We start from the raw sequence: 14,955 nt of genomic DNA, 5'->3' as shown, positions 1-14,955 counted from the left end.
CCGTACGAACGGTGCTCGGAGACGGGGCACGAACGGCCGTCCTGGCTATCTCGACTCTCGCTGACAAGACTTCTCCTCGACTCCGACCGCTTCGGGTCACCTACACCGGGTTCTGATACTTCAAGCGCCGTTCAGGGCAGCCCCGATTCCATGGAGGACTCCCGTCGGATTGATCGCGTCGGCACGCTCCCAGCTTTCGGACGGGAGGTCGGCGGCGATGGCTCCCGGATCGAGCCCGCGCGGTCCGTCGGTCCACAGGGGACACCCGGTGTCACTTCGCCGGACGCCAGGCCTCGCTCGCGACGGGGCTGAACGGGTTCATTTCGATGGTCCAGAACTTCTCGCGCACGTTGGCGACCTTGGAGCTGATGGCTTGCAGGGTGGGAATGCTGGCGATCGGGACCGCGTAGACCAGCTCGTCGAGGCGCGCCGTGGCGATCCTGATCTTCGCCTCCTGATCCTGCGGGTCCGCGGTGGTGGCAGCCGCCCGCATCAGGTCGGTCAGCTGGGGATCGAGGGGGACGCCCAGCGGGTTCGCCAGCCCCATCGGCCGGAACATGGTGAAGACCGCCTCCGAGAGGCCGTTCGCGCCGTTGGTCATGATCACCGCGTCGTACTTGCCCATCTGCTGGGCGACCACGCCCGGGGACGCGTCGCTGGGCACGAGATCGAGCGTCACGCCGACTTTCGCGTAGGCCGCCTTGAGCGCCTGACCGACGGCGCTTCCCGGATCGAAGAACGACGGGTCGAAGACCTGGATCTTGAGTCCGTTGGCGTGTCCCGCCTCGGCGAGCAGCTGCCGCGCCTTCTCCGGGTTGTACGCGTACTGGTTCACGCCGCCCGCGTTGCGGCCCTCCGCGCCGTCGGCGACGACGGAACTGGTCGGGACCGCGTCGGTCCCGAAGATCGCCGTGGCGATGTCCTGGCGCGGAGTCGCGTAGGCGAGAGCCTGGCGGACCCGCTCGTCGGCCAAGGGGCCGTTCGCGCGCTTGATCAGCGCCATCGAGGCGAACGATCCGAGCGGACCGCGAGCGATCGAGGCGCCGCTCTGCGTGACGGCGGACAGGTCCGTCGGCGCGATGTTGAGGGCCCAGTCCACCTCGCCCGACCTGATCGAGTTCAGCCGGGTCTGCGGGTTCATCACGGGCTTCAGGACGACCTTTTCGTACTTGATCGCGTCCTGGTTGGGGTACTGGCGATTCGGGACGTAGACGTACTTGACCGACTTGACGGTCTGGGTGGGATCAAGCTTGTAAGGGCCGATGCCGTCCGTGTCCGCGAGCAGGTTCTTGCGGTCGGCCGCGCCCTTGGGGCCCACGACGTATCCGACACCACTCTGGCCGGCGAGCAGGTAGAGGGCGTAGTGGGTGGAGACCGGCTCCGCGAACTGCACGTCGACCTTGTCCGACCCGGCGGCTTGTGCTCCCTTCAGCGGGTAGCTGAGCGACGCGAAGGGCCCAGGCGCCTGGAGGTACGAGTTCAGCGACGCCGCCGCGGCCTCGCCGTTCAGCGGCGCGCCGTCCCCGAACTTCGCTCCCTGGCGGAGCGTCAGGCGGAACGTGCGGTGCTCCTTGTCGACCCACTCCCAGGAGGTGGCCAGACCCGGCTGCAGTTCGCCGGTACCGGGAGAAATGTGGATCAAGGGGTCGTAGGCGACGCTGCAGAAGACCAACGGGACGCAGTTCGCCGTATCGAGATTGAGCGGATCGCCCGAGACCGAGATGGTCAGCGTCTCGCCGTTCGCGGCCCCGGCCGAGGAACCGCTCGAGCAGGCGGAGACGCCGGATGCCAACGCCACGACGCCGGCGAGCAGGGACGCCACACGGCGCCGGGTGGTTTTGACGGACAAGAGACACCTCGGTCTAATGTGCGATGTTTATCGATCGCCAACGTAACCGCGATCACAACCTGCGTCAATGGTCGCGCGGTGCTGGTCACTCGATCTCTTGCAAATGTCTGACAGTTCACAGAGGATGTACTCCGGTGTCAACGACCCGAGGAGCTGCCATGACCGACCCGCTTCCCCTGATCGACTCACTGCGCTACCGCGAAGTGATGGGGCACTACCCGACCGGCGTCACGGTGGTCACCGGGATCGCGGACGACGGCGAACCCGTGGGCATGGTCATCGGGACCTTCACCGCGGTCTCGCTCGATCCGCCGTTGGTGGCGTTCCTGCCCACTCGGGCGTCCAGGACGTTCGCGCGGCTCCGGACCGCGCGGTCCTTCTGCATCAACGTGCTCGCGCACGACCAGGTGGAGCTGTGCCGGACGATGTCGAGCCCGGTGCCCGCCAAGTTCAGGGGCGTCGAATGGAGTGCGTCCCCGGCCGGAGCGCCGGCCATCGCCGGAGCGGTGGCGCACGTCCACTGTGCGCCGCGACAGGCCATCGAAGCGGGAGATCATTTCATCCAGGTCTGCGACGTCGAGTCCATGGAGGTGCGCCGGCAGGTCACGCCGCTGCTGTTCTTCCAGGGCGGATACGGCGGCTTCTCGCCCCACGGCATGACGGCCGGCGGCGATGCCGACCTGATCTCGGGAATCCGGCTCGCGGACCTGGCTCGCCCGCAGATCGAGGTCCTGGCCCGCGATCTGGCCTGCGAGGCCGCCGTGCTCGTCGCCGTGAACGAGTTCGAACTGACCACCGCGGCCACCGCGCACGGCGGATCCGCGGTCATGCGGGAGCTTCTCGGGGAGAGGTTGCCGATGAAGCCACCACTCGGCGAGGCGTATGTGGCATGGGCGTCGGACGAAGCCGTGGCGCGATGGCTGGCGATGGTGGGCAAGGACCCGGACCGGCTCGCGGCCCACCGGCAGCGGCTGGCGGCGATCCGGGCACGGGGCTACGCCGCGTGGCAGATCGCCTCCAGCGGATCCGGCGATCAGGCCGACGTCGCGGCCATGATGGTCGAGTACGCCGCCGGCGACCTCACTCCGGCACGCGAGCGAGCGCTGTTGGCGCGCATGGCGGAGTCCATGCCGTCGGTGGACACCGCCGACTTCGCCGACGAACGGGAATACGACATCGGCGGCCTCATGGCGCCCGTCCTCGGCGAGGACGGCAACGTCGTCCTGCTCCTCAGGCTCGCCCAGCTGCCGACGCCCGCCTCGGGCGAACGGATCAAGCGGTGGGCCTCGGACCTCCGAGCCGCCGCGGCGCAGGTGGAGGCCAGTCTGCCGGCGGCAACGGCTCTCCTTCAGGTCTGAACGACGAGGGTCTTGGCGACACGTTTGTCAGTGGCGTGCTCGACCGCGGCCAGGCCTTCGTGCAGGGCCCAGCGCCCGCCGACCATCGGAGTCAGATCGATCCTCCCGGCGGCGTGCAGGGCGATGACCGGGTCGAAGCCACCGATGTGCCCCATGCTGAACGCGTGGGTCGCCGCGCGCCCCATCGTCGCCTTCGGCCGGAACGAACCCGGCGGGCCACCGACACCGAGATGCACGACGTGGCCGCCGATGGCGAGCAGGTGCTGCGCCACGGGCAGCACCTCCCCGGGCGCCCCGCTGGCATCGACGACGACGTCGACGCCACGCCCGGCCGTTTCGTCTTGCACGACAGAGGGAAGCGCGGCGGGCTCGAGGTCGCGTTCCGACCAGCCTCGATCCGCGCCGAGCAGCTCGGCCAGGCCGGCGCGGCCGGGGACCGGATCGAACGCCAGGACTCGAGCTGCCCCCGCGGCTCTGGCCAACGCCACCGCGGCGAGCCCCAGCGGGCCGCACCCCAGGACCCCGACGCGCATGCCCGGTCGCAGGTGCCGGTCCACCTCGAACAGTCCGTTGTAGACGATCGCGGCGGGCTCGCAGAGGGCTCCGACCTGGAAGACACCGTCGTCGTCAAAGCGCTCTCGGAGCGCCTCCAGCGAACGAGCGTGGGCGGAGGGCACGACCGCGTATTCGGCGAGGCCGCCGTCGATGTCGAACCCGGCGAACTGTCCGTCCAGGCACGCATTGACCTGACCACGTCGGCAGGCAGGACACCGGCCGCACGGCCGGAGCGTCTCGACCGCCACCGCGTCACCGACCCGAAGGTCGCGCACCGCGGAGCCGACCTCGACGACTTCCCCCGCGAACTCGTGCCCGGGGACGAGCGGGAGAGCCATGCGATAGGGGAGGGTGACGTAGCCGTCGTCATCGGTGGCCGTCATTCGCAGTGTCGACACGGCGACGCCGCTGGCCCGCACGCGGACGAGCACATCCGTCGCGGACCGCAGGACGGGATCGGGAAGGGTGGCGGCCGCCCATTGGGGGTGGCGCCACACCTGGCTGGCGTTGCGCGCCCATCGGCCCGCGATCTCCTCTTCGTCGGGTACGTAGCCCGGCCGGGGCTGCCAGTCACCGGTGACGACCAGGGCTCGCATCGCCCACCTCCAAACATCCAACAAATTACAGTCTGATGGTATGCTGCCAGACAGGGCCTTCAGTGCGGAACAGCCGACGAATCCCCAAGTGGTAGGGAAGAGCTGTGTTGGATAAAATCGAAGTTATGCCCTTCAGTCCCGAGCCCGTCCGCCGGCCCCGCGAGCAGGTCGAGAAGCAGCTTCGCGACGCGATCGTGTCCTCGACGTTCAAGCGTGGCGAACGCCTGCCGAGCGAGGCCGAGCTGTCGCGCGAGTTCCAGGTCAGTCGTTCGACGGTCCGGGAGGCGCTTCGCGTCCTCGTGTCGGAGGGGCTCATCTCCAAGGTGCCGGGCGCCGGCGGCGGAAGCTTCGTCCAGAACGTCGACCACGAGTCGCTCACCAGCCTGATCTCGGGCTCGCTGGAGACCATCCTCAAGTTCGGCAGCCTCACGATGGACGAGATCAACGACGTCCGCCGGATGCTCGAGGTTCCTGCCGCGCGGCTCGCCGCGCAGAACCGCACCGAGGAGCAGGTGGCCGAGTTCACCCGGCTGATCGACCGGCAGAACGAGATGATGAGCCGGCCCTCGCGCGATGCGCGCGACCCCGAGCTCTTCGAGCTCGGTCAGGCGGTCTACACGCTGGTGGCCGAGGCGAGCGGCAACAGGCTGCTGGCGTCCTTCGTCTCCGCGATGAGTGGCGTCACCATCCCGGTGTACATGCGCGACCTGCCGGCCGAAGACGCCGCGGCCGCCCGCGACCTGACCGGCGTGCTCGTCGACGCGATCGTCCGGGGCGACGCCGACAAGGCGGCCGCGGCCATGACCTCGCAGCTCGACATGGCCCGGCACCACGCGCTCTGAGCGGAGACCCGCTCCGTCCAGAGCGTCCGGCACCCCGGTTCAGTCCAGGGTCCGGGCCGTCCACGCCCGCGCCATCGAGTCTTCGATGATCATGTTCACGTGGCCCCACGCCTGCGACAGGTCCCGGTAGGCGCGCTCCATCCGCTCTCCGTTGACCGCCGCCGACGACCCCGCGGTGCGGAAGATCGTGTCCTGCACCGTCGACCAGGCGAGCCGGGTCGCCTCGCGGCACATCATGTTGAGCATCATGTCGTCGGCTGTCGTGAACGGTTCGCCGCCGGCCGCGGCGCGGTGGCAGAGCTCCATCCAGCGCTCCGCCGTGTCGTGGATGATCGCCTGAGCCGAGTTCAACCGGGCGGTGGCGAGGCCGAACCAGCGCTGGTAGTCGGGGTCGGTGAGCCGTGCGGCCGGCGCCCGCCCGGCGTCACCCGCGGTCTTGCGTTCCCGCATGAGGCGCTCGTACTCGTCGAGCGCACCGAACGCCCCGCCGACGAACACGGTCGCCAGGTCCAGGCCGAAGAAACCTTGACCCGGCGCCAGGTGCATCGGGTTGCCGTGCTGTTCGAAACCCGGCGACGTGTGCGAACTCCTGATGTCGACCTGCATGGTGCCCTCGAGGACATGGTCGTCCGGCAGGAAGGCGTCGTGGAAGACGATGGTGTTCGACCCGCTGCCTTTCAGTCCCAGCGTGTTCCCCCAGTCGTCCTTGATCTCGTAGGCGTCCCGAGGCGCGACGAAGAGCATCTGCTGAACCGGCGCGCCCCCGGCCGGCCCGTACTCGAACGCCTGGCCCACGTAATGGGTGGAGTACGGCGACCCTGACGAGTAGGGATGCGTGGTGTCGAGCCGCCAGCCACCGTCGACGCGGGTCGCCGGGCCACCCGGTCGCGCCGTCGACGGGATCACGACGTGACCGTCCCCGAACACCGCGTCCTGGGCCGACCTCGGCCAGAGCGAGCTGACCAGCAGAGCGTGGCTCGCGCCGAGGCACAGGCACCAGCCGGTGGACATGCAGCCTCGCGCCACCTCGCCCATCAGCCGCACGAAGTCGGGCATCGTCCAGGCCAGGCCGCCGTAGGCCCTGGGCACCAGGAGCCGGTAGTAGCCAACATCCTTGAAGACTTGGTGCAGCTCGGGTGAATAGGTGGTGCGGGCCTCGGTGGCGGCCTGTTCTGCGACCAGTTGCGGGCGGAGCGAACGCGCGATCCCGAGCGCCACTTCAAGAGTGAGGTCCTGCTCGGCAGAAGCGGAAAATTGCCGGGCGTCGAGCGTGATGTTGTCGGACATTGTTTCCTCACTCCGGTTGAAGGATCGATGGTGCGCCGGTGATGTCGGCGGACGCACGCAGCGACAGGGCGTCGCGCAGCAACCGCTCGATCCGGTACTCGCGCAGATAGCCGTAGCCGCCGTGAACCTGCAGCGCCGCGTCCGCGACCTCCAGCGCGAGGTCGCAGCCCAGCCTGGCGACGGCGATCGCACCCAGCGAGTCCGGCGCACCGGCGAAGACCGCGTGGGTGAGGGCGGTTGTGCGCTGCACCTGGTCGGTCAACGACGCCCGGACCACGGGCAAGGCCGCCAACGGGCCGCCGAACTGGTGTCGCTGCGCGGCGTAGGCGCTCGCCGCGTCCACGGCAGCTCCGGCGATGCCGGCCGCGACCGCCGCAAGTCCTGCGAGCAGGCTCGACCGCACTGCCGCCGCATCGGAAGGCAGCGGGTGCACGGAGGTTCCGTCGAGGGTGAGCGTCACCGTGCGAAAGCTGCTGAGGCCGGTCGTCCGCAGTGTTCGGCCGACGGAGATCCCCGCCGGCTCGACCAGCACCGGCTCGGCCCCCAGCAGCACCACGTGCGCTTGGTCGGGATCGAAGGCGTCGAATCGATCGATCTGCCCCGTCCACCGCCCACCGGCGAGATCGACCGACACGTGGAGCGCCGAGGACTCGACCACGACGATCTCGATCCTGCCCGAGTGCAGCAGCGCGCGGATGTCGCCGGGTACGGCGAGCGCCGCGGCGTGGGCGTGCGCACAAGCCACGCCCAGTTCGGGCACCACGCGGCTGATCCGCTCGATCACCAACGCGGTGATCGGCCGGCCGGCGCCGCCACCCCCGAGCTCTTCGGGTACCCCGACGGTCCACAACCCGAGCGCGGCCAGCGCACCCGGTAACTCGCGAACCTTCGCGACGTCGTCGGGGTCCACGTCACGGAGCAACTCGTCGACGAGCTTGAGAACGTCGTGCTGATCGGAAGTCAGCGGTGGTCCGAACCAGCTCACGACCAGAACTTCCCGGGGTCCGGCGACCGCCGATCGGCGAAGGCCGCGCTCGTCTCGTGCGCCTCCTGCGTGGCCAAGTAGAGGGTGAGGAGCTGGTCGTGCGCCATGCGGGCCTGACCGGAGACACCGTTGTGGCGCCCGGAAAATGCCGCCTTGAGCCCGGCGATCGCGAGCGGGCTCCTCGACGCGATCTCGGCGGCCACCTCCTGCGCGCGAGCGACCAGCTCGGCGGCGGGGGCGACCTCGTTGACGAGACCCATGGCGAACGCTTGATCGGCGGTGTACTTGCGGTTGAGGTACCACATCTCCTTCGCCCGCTTCCGGCCGATCGTGTCCTCCAGGTACCAAGTCCCGTAGCCGGCGTCGAAACTGCCCACCATGGGGCCGACCTGCCGGAACACGGCGCTGTCGCTGGCGACGCTCAGGTCGCAGACGGTGTGCAGGACGTTTCCGCCGCCCACGGCGAATCCGTTGACGGCCGCGACGATGGGCTTCATAGTCGTGTCGATGGCCTGATAGAGATCGATGATGGGCAGCACCTGGGACTGGTCGAGGGACGTCATCGGATCGTGCTCGCCACCGATGCAGAAGAACTTGTCCCCGGCACCGGTCAGGACCGCTGCCCGCAAATCCGGATCGAGCCGGAACCTCTGCAGGGCGTCCGTGAGCTCCCGGCAGGTTTGGGCGCGCAGCTTGTTGCCGGCGTCCGGCCGGTTGATGGTCCAGGTGACGACCGGTCCGTCGACAGTGGCGAGAATGTCCTCGTAGGCAGGGGCATTCATGCCGGCACCTGCCCCGTCCGCAAGCCCCGGCCGTTCTTCGTCCCGTGATAGCCGGCTGCCACCATTTGCCGCAGAAGGGGCGGCGGTGCGTAAGCCGGATCCCGGGTGGCTTCGTAAGCGCTCGTCGTCGCATGGTCATGGACGTCGAGCCCGATCAGGTCGAGAAGCTCGAGCGGACCGAGCTTGTACCCCAGACCGAGCTTGAGCGCGGTGTCGATGTCCTCGGCGGTGGCGAGACCGTCGTCGTACTCCTGGATGACGTCGTTGAGGTACGGCATCAGCAGGTGGTTGACCAGGAACCCGGGACGGTCCTTCACGACGACAGCGGTCTTCCCGAACGACTCGACGAGGGAGACCAGCCGTTCGACCACGGTCTCGCCGGTCTGCAGTGCTCGCACGATCTCCACAACGCGCATCAGTGGCGCGGGGTTGAAGAAATGCAGTCCGGCGAACCGCTCGGGGCGGGGGAGGGCGGTGGCGAGGTCCGTGACCGACAGCGCCGAGGTGTTCGTCACGATCACGGCGGAATCACCGGCTTCGGCAGCGACTCGCGCAAGGATCTCCCGCTTGGTGCCGGAGTTCTCGGTGGCTGCTTCGATGATCAGATCCGCGCCCGCGAGGTCGTGGACGTCGGTGGTTCCCGTGATCCTGCCCAGGACAGCGTGGCGCTCGTTCTCGGTCAGCTTGCCGCGCGCGACGCCGCCGTCGAGAAACGTGCGCACCGCCGCCAACCCGGTCTCGAGCCGGCCCGCGTCCAGCTCGAGGACGGTCACGGCCCGTCCCGATTGCGCGACGACCTGGGCGATGCCCGCGCCCATCGTCCCGAATCCGATGACGCCCGTGCGAGCGAAGTCGAGGTGGCTGTCGATCATGTGTCTCTCCTCGGTCGTCGCGTCAGGACCCGAACAGCCGGGTGTCGTCGTAGGTGTGGAAGCCGCGGCCGGTCTTGCGGCCCAGGTCTCCGGCCGCGACCATGCGCTCGACCATCGGGGGCGGGAAGAACCGGGGGTCGCGCAGCTGCTCGTAGAGCCTCGTGGCCACCTGCTGGTGGATGTCCAGGCCGACGATGTCGAGCAGCCGGAACGGCCCCATGGGGTGCCCGAGCGCCCCGGTCACCGCCGCGTCGATGGACTCCACCGTGCCGAGACCCGATTCCAGGGCGGCGATGCACCGGTTCTCCCAGGGGATGAGGAACCTGTTCACGATGAATCCGGGGCGGTCCTTCGTGATCACCGTCGTCTTGCCGAGCGAGCCCAGGAAGTCCACTGTGGCCTTGTGTGCCCAGTCCGCCGTGTGCCGTCCGTCCGCCACCTCCACGAGCTTCATGAGGGGCGCCGGGTTGCAGTAGTGCGTGCCCACGACGCGCTCCGGGTGGCGTGAACCCGAGGCGATTCCCGTGACGGAGAGCGTCGAGGTGTTGGTGTGGATCAGAGCGCTCGCCGAGACGATCTCGTCGAGGCGGGCGAAGAGCTCCTTCTTCAGCGCCAGGTCCTCGAAGACGGCCTCCACGACGACGTCCGCGTCGGCGATCTCGCGCAGTTCGGTGACTCCGACCAGCTTCGACTTGGCTTCGAGCGCCTGTTCCCGGTCGAGCTTGCCAAGGCTGACGCTCCGATCGAAGAAACCGTTGACGGTGGTGACACCTCGGCGCAGGTTTGCTTCGTCGACGTCGTAGAAGAGGGTGCGGTAGCCCGCGCGACTCATGACGGTCGCGATACCGGATCCCATCGTGCCCGCCCCGAGGACGGCTACCGTGCTGTGCTGATTCATGGGTTTCCTGTCGGCGCTCACTGCAGGGACTGACCGCCGTCGATGACGACGATCGAGCCGGTGGTGTACGCGGACTGGGGTCCCACCAGGAGCAGGAGCCACGGCGCCAGCTCGTCCGGGCTGCCCATCCGGCGAGCGGGGATCGTCTTGAGCACCTTCTCCGTGAATTCCTCGTCCGCACGCAGGTCCGCGTTGATGTCGGTCGTGAAATAGCCCGGCGCAAGGGCGTTGACCTGCACGTTGTGGCGCGCCCATTCGACTGCCATCGACCTGGTGAAGGCCATGACCGCGGCCTTGGAAGCGCAATAGGCGGCGTGGTGGGGGATGCCCTTGAGCGCGAAGCTCGACGCGACGTTGAGCACCTTGCCCGATCGTTGGCCGACGAAGTGGCGACCGGCGGCTTTCGTGGCGAGGAACGTCCCGCGAAGGTTGGTGCCGATGATCCGATCCCAGTCTTCGGCGGGCTGGTCCAGCAGCGGCGTCGTGCTGAGGACACCGGAGTTGTTGACCAGGATGTCGACGCGCCCGAAGGTCTCGACCGTGGCCGCGACCATCCGCTCGACAGCGGCCTCGTCCGTGACGTCCGTCGGGCAGGCCAGTGCTTCGCCGTTCGATGCCTTGATCTCGGTGGAAAGCTCCTCCAGGTGCGTGGCGGTGCGCCCGGCGAGGGTGACCGAGGCACCGGCGTCGGCGAGGGCGAGGGCCATGGCCCTCCCGAGGCCGCGGCCCGCCCCGGTCACGACGGCGACCTTGCCGTCCAGCACCCCGTTCATGGCATCTCCTCGATCACGTTCGCGATCTCGCGGCTGATCAGCAGTCGCTGGATCTCGTTGGTTCCGTCGTAGATCCGGGTGACCCGGGCATCTCGGAGGCATCGCTCGACGCCGAGCAGGGCGAGGTCGCCATACGGTCCGAGCAGCGCCGTGGCGCCGAGGGCGACATCCCAGCCGAGGTCCGTACAGGCCTGCTTCATGAGCCCGATTCGGCCCGGACTTGTGCCGGGGTCGGCGTCGACCTGACGGGCGACCGCGTGCAGGAGCAGCCGGCCCTGCACGATCCGGCTCCGCCACCCGGCCAGGTCGTGCAGTACGTCGGCCGGAACCCTGCTGCCGTGGATGCGCCGCAGCACCGCGAGCGTCCGGGCATAGGCTCCCCGGGCGATCCCGACGCCCTGCGCCGCGGCGCTGATCCGGGACTTGATGACCGATCGCAGCACGATCGACCAGCCCTCGCCCTCGTCGCCGAGGCGGTTCGCGGCCGGCACGGCCACGTCGTCGAAGAACACCTCGGCGGTCGACGACCCGTGCATGCCCAGCTTGCCGAACGGACTGCCGTGGGTGACACCGGGCCACGACGCCTCGACGACGAAGGCACTCACACCGGCTCGCCTCGACGTCCGGTCGGTGGTCGCGAAACACACGATCACGTCCGCGCGATCACCGGTGGTGATGAAGGTCTTGGTGCCGTTGAGGCGGTATTCGCCGCCCTGCGGGACCGCTGTCGTCCGAAGACTGGAGACGTCACTCCCGGCATCGGGCTCCGTGATCGCCATGGATCCGTAGGCGGTACCCGAGAGCAGCGGCGGAATGTACTGCTCGCGGACGGGTTCCGAGCCGGCGACCAGGATCGGGTATGCGGCGTGGGTCTGCGTCATGAAGACGAGGCTCGTTGCCCCGCAGGCCGCGGCGATCTCCTCCATGACCACTGCGTAGGCCACAGTGGAGTCGCCGGTGCCACCGAGCTTTTCGGGGAAGACGAGCCCACCGAGCCCGGCCGAGGCCAGCGCCTGATAGCTCTCGTGAGCGAACGTCCTTTCGCGATCCAGCTCTGGTGCGCGGGGAACGACCTCGCGCGCGACGATGCCGCGCGCGAGGTGGCGCAACGTGCTCTCGCGCTCGGTGAGCGACTGGTCCACCGCGGGCTCGTCGAGGAGGTCGTGCAGGCCGAGATAGGTGTCGGCCACGTGGTCGAGCTCGAGCGGCTGCAACTGCATCACCGATCGCCCCCGGCCGCGAACGCCGGGGCACGCTTGGCGAGAAACGCGGCGACCCCTTCGGCACCTTCCGGACCGCTGGTCGCGACTGCGGCCAGCCCGGTCTCCATGGCCAGGCCGGCGTCGATGGCCGCGTCCGCGCCCATGTCCAGCGCCGCGAGGATCGCCCGTACCGCCTGCGGACCCTTGGTAGCCACCTCACGAGCGAGGTGAAGCGCAGCCTCGCACGGGTTCCCCGCCACCGGCTCGACCGGGGTGAGCCCCCACGCGAAGGCCCGCGCCGCGTCGATCCGTGCTCCCGTCACCATGACGTGTGCCGCTGCCGCCCGGCCGATCAGCCTGGGCAGGCGTTGAGTCCCGCCGTAGCCCGGCATCAGGCCCAGGCCTGCTTCAGGGAGCCCGAGGGTCGCATGGTCGGCGAAGACACTGAAGGTCGACGCCAGCACGAGCTCGCAGCCACCGCCCAGGGCCGGCCCGTTGACCGCGGCGATCACGGGAACCGTCGAGCGCTCGATGGCGCGCAGCGTCGCCTGACCGTCCGCCAGAAGCGCATAGGCGTCGTCCGGCCCGAGACCGGCCAGCTCCTTGAGGTCGGCGCCGGCACAGAACGCCTTCCGGCCGGCACCGGTCAACACGACAGCGCGGGCCCGTGCGCCAGGGGCCGCCACGACGGCCGACTTCAGTTCACGCAGGACTTCACGGTTGAGCGCGTTGGAGGCGTGTTGCCGGTTGATGGTCACCACTCGGACCGGCCCCTGATCCTCCACCAGGACCACCGGAGGGGGCAGCTCAGACATGGGGCTTCTCCTTGGCGACGAGGCCGGCTTCGAGCAACATCGACTCGATCTCTGCCCTCGGGAAACCGAGGCCGGCCAGCACGGACTCGGTGTCGGCGCCGAGTTCGGGAAACCGCTCGTTCCGGGGCTCGGGGTTCGACGCGAGCCGGAACGGCGCGTGGACGGTGACCAGCGAGCCGTCCGATCCGGGGACCGGCAACAGCCCGCGCCGCGCTTGGACCTGCGGATCGGACACCACCTTCGACAGGGTCTGAACCGGAGCAGCGGGCACGCCGGCGCCTTCGAAGGTGGTCAGCCATTCGGCCACCGGCTTGGTCCTGATGACCTCGGCGACGCGCGCCGTGATCTCCGGCCGATGCCGTCGCCGGCCCGCGTTGCCGGACAGGGCCGGGTTCGCCGCCAGCTCCGCCAACCCGAGTACCGCGCACAACCGTGTCCACATCCGGTCGTTCCCCACCGCGATGACCAGCGTGCCGTCGGCGGCCTGGAACGGTTGGTAGACGGCGAGCACCGAGTCGGTGCCGCCGCTGGGGCGGGGTTCCGGCTCGCCGGCGTGGAACGCGGCGAGTCTCGGCGCCATCAGCGCGAGGTCGGTGTCGAGCAACGAAACGTCGATGACATCGCCCTGGCCGGTGCTCGCCTGCCGGACCGCGGCAGCCGACACCGCCAGCGCCGCGCAGATCCCGGTGACGATGTCGGACAGGGCCGTCGACACGCGCTGCGGACTGCGCCCTTCCTCTCCGGTGACCGACATCAGACCCGAGCGGGCCTGGGCGACCAGGTCGTATCCCGGAAGATGCGCGTCCGGACCGTCCAGGCCGAACCCGGACAACGCGCAGTAGATGAGGCGGGGGTTGCGCGTCCGCACCGACTTCGGGTCGATCCCGAGCTCGACCAGCTTGGCGGGGTTGGTGTTCTGCACGAACACGTCCGACGAATCGATCAGCCGGGCGAGCACCTTCCGGCCGGCGTCGGAGCGGATGTCGAGGCAGATCGACCGCTTGTTGCGGTTGGCCGACGCGAACCACGCCGACGCGCCGTCCGCGAACGGCGGCCCCCAGGCCCTGGCGTCGTCTCCGGAGCCCGGACGCTCGACCTTGATCACGTCGGCGCCGAGATCCGCCAGGTACATCGAGGCCGTCGGTCCGGCGTACGACGTGGAGAGGTCGACGATCCGCAAACCACCGAGCGGTCCGGCCGGCTGCGCGCTCACATCCCGTCCGGCATGCCGTCCGGCGGGGCGCCCGGCATCCGGCGGTGTCCCCACACGTTCTCGATGGTGTGGACGCTCGGGACCCAGGTCGCGTCATCGATGGTGATGCCCCCGACGCCGTACTCCACCTCGCACTTCGAGGGCGTTTGACAGTAGAACGACACCATCAGGTCGTTGATGTGCTTGCCGATCGAGCTGTTGAGCTGCGCGGCGCCGTCCAGGACCTTGTCGAGCGCGTGACCCACCGTGTCGAGGTCGTCGACCTCGATCATGAAGTGGTGCAGACCCGGCTCGAGCCCGGTGTTCGTCGGCATCATCGCCAGGCTGTGGTGCCGCGGGTTGCAGTGGGTGAACAGCACGTCGAAACGCGGCGTCCGGACGCGGTCGGACTCGAGGAAGCCCAGCGTTTCCAGGTAGAAGCGCTCGGCCTCGGCCATGTCCGGCACGACCAGCACGGCATGCCCGAGCCCGAGGTCTCCGGTGACGAAGGTGGCGCTCGTCGGCGACTTGAACGGCGTCCCCGGCGTCTCCTGGCCGTAGAAGAACTCCAGGTTCGTCCCGGCCGGATCGACAGCCCGGACGAGGTCGGCGACACTGCGCTCTTTGGCGAGCACCGGATCGCGCGTGGTTTCGACGCCGATGCGGCCGAGCGCCGCCGCCACCTCGCCGAGCGCGGCCGCGTCCGCGACCTCCCAGCCGATGAAGTCGCAGCTCCCGTCGCCGGGGGTCACCGAGACGCGGAACGCACGCTCGTCGGCGCGCAACAGCAGGCGATCGGGACCGGATTCGGCGATTTCGAGGCCGAGCACCTGGGTGCCGAACTGTTCCCAGGCGCCCAGGTCGACAGCGGTCACGCCGACATAGCCCAGGCTCGACACCAGCGGCGCAGGCCGGCCTGCCGCGGTTGCTGACACCACGATCACTCTCC

Annotated in this window: 14 protein-coding genes; 2 read left to right on the top strand and 12 right to left on the bottom strand. The window is 69.3% G+C overall.

The genetic code is table 11. From position 1 onward, the window contains the following. Positions 1-271: 271 nt before the first annotated feature. Entirely contained in the window at positions 272-1,849 is a 1,578-nt protein-coding gene (locus tag I4Q55_RS36030) for an ABC transporter substrate-binding protein (protein WP_206791979.1), read from the bottom strand. A gap of 158 nt (positions 1,850-2,007) precedes the next feature. Between I4Q55_RS36030 and I4Q55_RS36025 the strand changes: the two genes are divergently transcribed. Further along, complete coding sequence (locus tag I4Q55_RS36025) at positions 2,008-3,207, top strand: flavin reductase (protein ID WP_206791980.1); 1,200 nt, start codon at positions 2,008-2,010, stop codon at positions 3,205-3,207. Here I4Q55_RS36025 and I4Q55_RS36020 read toward each other — a convergent pair. After that, positions 3,198-4,358 (bottom strand): alcohol dehydrogenase catalytic domain-containing protein, encoded by a 1,161-nt coding sequence (locus I4Q55_RS36020; protein ID WP_206791981.1) that lies wholly within the window; start codon positions 4,356-4,358, stop codon positions 3,198-3,200. The two genes, I4Q55_RS36025 and I4Q55_RS36020, sit on opposite strands and share 10 nt — an antisense overlap. Positions 4,359-4,483: 125 nt before the next feature. On the opposite strand from I4Q55_RS36020, the gene I4Q55_RS36015 reads away from it, so the two are divergent. Further along, positions 4,484-5,200 carry a FadR/GntR family transcriptional regulator gene (locus tag I4Q55_RS36015; RefSeq protein ID WP_206791982.1) on the top strand — a complete coding sequence of 239 codons (717 nt, stop codon included), beginning with the start codon at positions 4,484-4,486 and terminating at the stop codon, positions 5,198-5,200. 39 nt (positions 5,201-5,239) lie between these two features. Here I4Q55_RS36015 and I4Q55_RS36010 read toward each other — a convergent pair whose 3' ends face one another. The 10 genes from I4Q55_RS36010 to I4Q55_RS50350 are packed head-to-tail and all read right to left on the bottom strand — an operon-like array spanning position 5,240 to position 14,944. After that, positions 5,240-6,487 carry an acyl-CoA dehydrogenase family protein gene (locus tag I4Q55_RS36010; RefSeq protein WP_206791983.1) on the bottom strand — a complete coding sequence of 416 codons (1,248 nt, stop codon included), beginning with the start codon at positions 6,485-6,487 and terminating at the stop codon, positions 5,240-5,242. A gap of 7 nt (positions 6,488-6,494) precedes the next feature. Next, positions 6,495-7,472: an acyl-CoA dehydrogenase gene (locus tag I4Q55_RS36005; RefSeq protein ID WP_206791985.1), complete on the bottom strand. Its 978-nt coding sequence runs from the start codon at positions 7,470-7,472 to the stop codon at positions 6,495-6,497. Then, positions 7,469-8,254, bottom strand: a complete 786-nt coding sequence (locus I4Q55_RS36000) for an enoyl-CoA hydratase-related protein (RefSeq protein WP_206791987.1) — start codon at positions 8,252-8,254, stop codon at positions 7,469-7,471. The genes I4Q55_RS36005 and I4Q55_RS36000 overlap by 4 nt, the downstream gene beginning before the upstream one ends. Further along, positions 8,251-9,126: a 3-hydroxyacyl-CoA dehydrogenase family protein gene (locus I4Q55_RS35995; protein ID WP_206791990.1), complete on the bottom strand. Its 876-nt coding sequence runs from the start codon at positions 9,124-9,126 to the stop codon at positions 8,251-8,253. Before I4Q55_RS35995 ends, I4Q55_RS36000 begins: the two co-directional genes overlap by 4 nt. 22 nt (positions 9,127-9,148) lie before the next feature. Then, the gene (locus I4Q55_RS35990) at positions 9,149-10,024 is read right to left on the bottom strand and encodes a 3-hydroxyacyl-CoA dehydrogenase family protein (protein WP_206791992.1); all 876 of its coding nucleotides are present in this window, start codon (positions 10,022-10,024) and stop codon (positions 9,149-9,151) included. A gap of 17 nt (positions 10,025-10,041) precedes the next feature. Further along, the gene (locus I4Q55_RS35985) at positions 10,042-10,797 is read right to left on the bottom strand and encodes an SDR family NAD(P)-dependent oxidoreductase (protein ID WP_206791993.1); all 756 of its coding nucleotides are present in this window, start codon (positions 10,795-10,797) and stop codon (positions 10,042-10,044) included. Continuing rightward, entirely contained in the window at positions 10,794-12,017 is a 1,224-nt protein-coding gene (locus tag I4Q55_RS35980; protein WP_206791994.1) for an acyl-CoA dehydrogenase family protein, read from the bottom strand. The genes I4Q55_RS35985 and I4Q55_RS35980 overlap by 4 nt, the downstream gene beginning before the upstream one ends. Continuing rightward, positions 12,017-12,814: an enoyl-CoA hydratase/isomerase family protein gene (locus I4Q55_RS35975; protein WP_206791995.1), complete on the bottom strand. Its 798-nt coding sequence runs from the start codon at positions 12,812-12,814 to the stop codon at positions 12,017-12,019. Before I4Q55_RS35975 ends, I4Q55_RS35980 begins: the two co-directional genes overlap by 1 nt. Beyond that, positions 12,807-14,027 carry a CaiB/BaiF CoA-transferase family protein gene (locus tag I4Q55_RS35970; protein WP_206791996.1) on the bottom strand — a complete coding sequence of 407 codons (1,221 nt, stop codon included), beginning with the start codon at positions 14,025-14,027 and terminating at the stop codon, positions 12,807-12,809. Before I4Q55_RS35970 ends, I4Q55_RS35975 begins: the two co-directional genes overlap by 8 nt. Further along, complete coding sequence (locus I4Q55_RS50350; RefSeq protein WP_206791997.1) at positions 14,024-14,944, bottom strand: VOC family protein; 921 nt, start codon at positions 14,942-14,944, stop codon at positions 14,024-14,026. The genes I4Q55_RS35970 and I4Q55_RS50350 overlap by 4 nt, the downstream gene beginning before the upstream one ends. Positions 14,945-14,955: the final 11 nt, after the last annotated feature.

It is taken from the genome of Amycolatopsis sp. MtRt-6 (assembly GCF_017308975.1).
In the GTDB taxonomy this organism is placed as follows: Bacteria; Actinomycetota; Actinomycetes; order Mycobacteriales; family Pseudonocardiaceae; genus Amycolatopsis.
The sequence above is the reverse complement of the archived record's forward strand: the minus strand, read 5'-3'. Positions and strand labels throughout refer to the sequence as shown.